This is a genomic window from Silvanigrella sp. (assembly GCF_044369315.1).
Taxonomy (GTDB): Bacteria; Bdellovibrionota_B; Oligoflexia; order Silvanigrellales; family Silvanigrellaceae; genus Silvanigrella.
Map to the genome: position 1 here is coordinate 1 of NZ_JBIPMD010000234.1, position 4,923 is coordinate 4,923.

Consider the following 4,923-nt stretch of genomic DNA (forward strand, 5'->3'; position numbering starts at 1 on the left):
TTCTTTCAAAAGCAACTTGTTCTGACAATTTTAAAATTCTATTTTCCATCTCCATTTAAATCTCCTCCTCAAAAGGATATTTAATTCTGGATTTATGCTTTGTAAAAATCACTTATTGGGAGGACACGTGCAATCTATAAACTGAAAGAGATTCTTTCATAGGATTTGGTGAAAACCTGATCAAAGTAAAATTGTTATGAGTAGCTCCTGAATGTCCGAGTCCTTCACCAGAGATATTAAAATATTCAGTCATAGAATTAGGATTATATTGCATAGATTCTTTACCCAAAATTTTTAAATTTTCTGAGTCTGACGTTTTAACAGTAGTAATTTCACCCTTTTTATTAATCCATTTAATTTGTGCTCGTAAATCGCGTTCAGCTGCAGATTTTTTTGTTGCAAAATAAGCTGCTGTACCACTAGTTTTAAGAATGTCAGAATTCATGCAATAAGAATAATTATTAGGAGAACGTAGAATGAGATCCTGATTTATTTGTGGAACATTATCTGTCAACAAAATTTCGCGATTGCCTTCTTTAATATAAAAATCAGTAGCCTTTAAAACATTTGCGCTGTCAATTATCTCAGAACCCGCTGTAAAATTTGGAATAATAGGTATATTATGTTTTCCATTCCCATATACGCTTTTTACTTCACATAAAGTTTGTAATTCAAGAGACCCTGAAATCGAAGAAGTACTAGATAGATCAGAACTAGATAAATTTAATATCTTTGCAGAAATTGCTACATATGGAATGGTAATTTGTTTACTTTGTTTTTCAGATTTTGTTGGGTAAGAAATTTTATATTCAACGTTTCCTGTTTTAGAGTCACTACCTTGCAATATATTTTCTAAAGGTGAAAAAGTCGCATCAAAAGTACACTCTTGCCCAACATCTAGTCCCTGAACGCTACAATTGTCATTCGTAATTAAAAAATAACTCGGGTTATTAGAAGTTATATTTAAATTACTCGCTTTTTTTGTACCTTCATTTTTAACAGTGATTGTTTTTCTTGTTACTTGTGGTGCTGTCCCAGGTTTAGAAACAGAAGCAATTAATGGATAACTATCATTTGGTGTTACTTTTAAACTAACACTTCCCGTTGCCAAATAAGAAAGACTCCCTTTTTGAGTAAGATTTTCTGCGGTAAAATTGTCTAAATACGAAACTTCTATTGGAAGATTACCGCTCATTTCTGAACTTGGTGAATATTTAATATCAAAGGAACAACTTTCACCCTTATTAAGATCACCTACACAAGTATTGCTTTCTTGTTCAATGGAAAAAGCTGGATGCTCAATTGAAAGAATATTAATTTCTTTTGCAACTTCTTCGCCTTCATTTTTTATAATCACATTTCTGATTTGTGGAATTACAGGATCACCCAAAACTCCTAAAGCGATATCCAATTGGGAACCAGCTTCAATAACAAGGTTTGCATCTCCTATTCCAAGATAATCTACATTTATTTCTTTAGTAGAAGATGTATTTCCTTGAAGATCCGTATAATTTACTAAAATTTGTTGGCTTGTGTTCCCAACTTTAGATGGCTTAAATGCCGTTGTTATTTGACAAGATTCTCCTGGCTTTAAAGAAATATCAACAGCGCAAAACTGCTGATTTTGCACTTGGTCTTCATTTTCTTTTGAAAGAGACTTAGGACCTAAAGTTTGAATAGGACGTCCACCTACGAATAGATTTGAAGTAGAAACTTCAGATGTAGTTGGCTCAATTGTCGTGGATGGAAAAACAAGAGAAATAGATTCATCAGCTAAGCTTTGAATATTGGTTATTTTAGCTACTTCATCACCAGTATTTTGGATAAAAATTGAAGTTTCTACAACGTCCCTATTTATTTTTGACTTGATTTGTGGAATATCTCCAACAACTTCGAGTTTTGCTTTTTTTTCATTTATTAATTGACTTGTTTGAATATCATCATTTGATTTTTCATTTGATGATAATAATCCATTACTACATCCAACAAAGAGAGTAGCTCCTGCAATCGCTAAAAGAGAGGTTTTGATAATTCTTGTTTTATTTTTTTGGTAAATCATTTTTTTTCTTTCTTAAATAAAAATTTATTATTTTTTAAAAGTAACACCTTGTTAATTTTAAATTATGGCATGCATTCTTGCGGTAATAAAAAGCTTTCCTCCCCTGTAAATAACAAAGAAGATTCTAATAATGATGATTCAATAACTGGTGACTTAGAATCATTTTGAGAATTGCTCCTCTCATTTTTTGAACATGAAGATAATATTATTACTGATATTGTCGTTAAAAAAATAATTTTTTTCATATGGTATATCCCTCGCGAAAACAAAAAAAGTTACGAATATATAAATAACATATGCAGTATTTATATAAGATGAATCAAAAATTAATAACAATTCATTGTTCGTAATAAAATGTTAATATTTCATTTTATAATGTAACAAGAAGAATGTATTGATATTTTTTTTGATTAAAATCCAATTAGTTACAAGAAACCTCTATATTATTAATGAATTAAATGTTAAATATCTTATTTATCTGAGTAGGGGTTTCTTATATAAAATTTAGGATAAATTAATTAGAAAAATGAAGGGATTTAATTTTTTTGGTAAAAAAGATAAGATAAGAAATATAAATAAGATAATGATTTATAAATTATTTTAATAATATAATGATCTTATAATTAAAATATATAATAAGAGGGATAAAATATACTTCATTATTAAGTCTTATTTAATTATATTAACGCTTACAATTTAATAATTTAATTTTTATTGCATTATCAAATGAAAATTATTGTTTATTGACATGATAATCCAGTTGAATCTCCAACTAAATTTATTTTCATAACACCTGCTAAAATAACATTTGAAGGGCAATTTAACAATTGAGGAATGATAAAACCAAAATCTTTTTCGACTTCACCTGTCATTATAAGATTTATCATTAAATTTAATTGCCAAGGTAATTTTGGATCGGGAGGAGTTTCAATAAATCCATTTGTTTCTAACTTAATATTTTCTGAGTTAAATCCTGTTCCATTAGATATATTTATTTTTTTACCATTCCAATTTAAATCTAACATTGCTTTAGAAAAAATTTGTTTTGGAATATTTAAAGACTCGTTTGCCATATTTAAATATCCATTTTTTAAATTTAAATTCACTTTCGCAAATGTTTTATCTTGAAATTCTATATTTCCGTTTAATTTTCCACCTAAAGATGTTTTGGAAATGATAGGAAGAACTAAAGCCAATTCAGGTTTTTCAAACGACTTCACTGCAAACAATATTTGGTTGAAAATGTTATCAAGCATAAAATCTTTAAAATTCGCATCCGCTTTTTTTACAAAAGCATCTCCAGAAATAGTTGAAAACAGAGGTAATGTAATTGATGAATTTAAGACTCCATTATTTTGTTTTGCATCTATATTTATAGAAATATTTCCAATAAATAAAGATAAAATAGAAAGTCTAGCTGTTACGTTATCTATCACCAAGGCACCTTTGGAATCAAATTTATTTGAAACTTCAAGACCCTGAACTTCAATACCCGTTAACCAATAAGGTTTTAAAGATTTTATAGAAATATTTAGGGGGAATTTAGATCTATTTAAAATACCTTGAATTTCTATAACAATATTTTCTTTAACTAAAGAATAGGGAAACGTTTGATATATTAAAAAAATAAAAGATATTATACCTAATAAAAAATAACCGATAATTTTTTTTTTATTCATAATTAATAAAACACCTTGATAAATTTAATTTGAATTATTTTGTTTTTCAATTGGCATAAGACCTTCTACAGTTAACAAAACATCAAAATATAGCTTTGCTTCCGTTATAGATATTAAACGAAATTTTGATACCTTCAGTTTATTAGGCATTTGTTCAGCACTATTTATATATTCCATCATTTTCTTTAAACTAACACCAGATAATTTAAAATCAACACTTACTTTTTGAAACTGTTCTGCTAAGGGATTTTGATTCGGAAGTTTAGAAATTATAGGTTTCACAGGAAAACCAGAAATTTGAAGCCCTAAATCTTTTGCTTTTTGATCTAATAAACTAATTAATGATAAATTTGCATTTGTAGATTTAATTCCATTTTCAAGTTCGTCAAAATTTGTTTGAACAGCAACATAGGCAGGTCTTACTTCTTTTAAAGCATTTGAGTTACTGTAAGCACTTGAGAGTTTATTTTGTAAAGAAAATAGACCAACTAAATAAATTATTATGGTAAGAGTAAATAACACGATTGCAGAAATAATAGAAGAAACAATAATCAAAGACCGACGTTCATGATTTAATCTATAAAAATTTTTAATTAAGTAATCCAGTCTGCTATTGTTTTCTCCAAAAATAAATGTTTTTATCGTTTGTGTTACCTGAGCTAAATTTTCAGAATATCTATTGCTCATTTTCACCCTTCTCCATTTGTTACTGAAGCAATAATAGAAAAGTGAGTTATTTTCTTTTCACTACCTACTTTGTTTGATTGTGATTTTTTTGAAACTTGTTTTAATTCTTTTATTTTTGATAATTTATCAATAATTTTATTTATATTATCAGGGTTATTTGTTTCAGCTTCAATATAAAGTTGATTATCTTGAAATCTAAATTCTGATACTTCAAAGTAAATATCTTTAGGAATTGCCATTGAAACCTGATTCATTAACCTTAAAGGAAGCGCGGGTTCTAAGGAAGAATAATTTTCAATAAGAATCTGTTTATCTTTCATATTTTGTTTAAGAAATAGAATGGCTTCATCACCATATGTTTTAAAATCCCAATCTTTTTTGCCAGATATTGCCCTTAAAGTATAAGGTTCTCCATTTGACATGGCAACGACATCTCTTCGAAATTGGTTTTTTAAAGTGTCTATTTCTTTATTATACAAAAATGACCTAATAAAGTAA

The 4,923-nt window shown here is 27.6% G+C and carries 5 protein-coding genes; all 5 read right to left on the reverse strand.

Translation table 11 applies throughout. The features are described from left to right. Positions 1-112: 112 nt before the first annotated feature. Positions 113-2,059 carry a hypothetical protein gene (locus ACIQ56_RS14355; protein ID WP_397601732.1) on the reverse strand — a complete coding sequence of 649 codons (1,947 nt, stop codon included), beginning with the start codon at positions 2,057-2,059 and terminating at the stop codon, positions 113-115. A gap of 62 nt (positions 2,060-2,121) precedes the next feature. Further along, on the reverse strand, positions 2,122-2,304 hold the full coding sequence (locus ACIQ56_RS14360) for a hypothetical protein (RefSeq protein ID WP_397601733.1): 183 nt from the start codon (positions 2,302-2,304) through the stop codon (positions 2,122-2,124). Positions 2,305-2,799: 495 nt separating this feature from the next. Continuing rightward, positions 2,800-3,738: a type II secretion system protein GspN gene (gene gspN, locus ACIQ56_RS14365; protein WP_397601734.1), complete on the reverse strand. Its 939-nt coding sequence runs from the start codon at positions 3,736-3,738 to the stop codon at positions 2,800-2,802. A gap of 24 nt (positions 3,739-3,762) precedes the next feature. Then, positions 3,763-4,425 (reverse strand): hypothetical protein, encoded by a 663-nt coding sequence (locus tag ACIQ56_RS14370; RefSeq protein ID WP_397601735.1) that lies wholly within the window; start codon positions 4,423-4,425, stop codon positions 3,763-3,765. Between the two features lie 2 nt (positions 4,426-4,427). Beyond that, on the reverse strand, positions 4,428-4,923 hold a 496-nt coding region (locus ACIQ56_RS14375), incomplete at its 5' end, for a PilN domain-containing protein (protein ID WP_397601736.1).

Coding starts and splice junctions, on each gene's coding strand:
- ACIQ56_RS14355 (WP_397601732.1), bottom strand. CDS start 2,059: ATGATTTACCAAAAAAATAAAACAAGAATTATCAAAACCTCTCTTTTA.
- ACIQ56_RS14360 (WP_397601733.1), bottom strand. CDS start 2,304: ATGAAAAAAATTATTTTTTTAACGACAATATCAGTAATAATATTATCT.
- gspN (WP_397601734.1), bottom strand. CDS start 3,738: ATGAATAAAAAAAAAATTATCGGTTATTTTTTATTAGGTATAATATCT.
- ACIQ56_RS14370 (WP_397601735.1), bottom strand. CDS start 4,425: ATGAGCAATAGATATTCTGAAAATTTAGCTCAGGTAACACAAACGATA.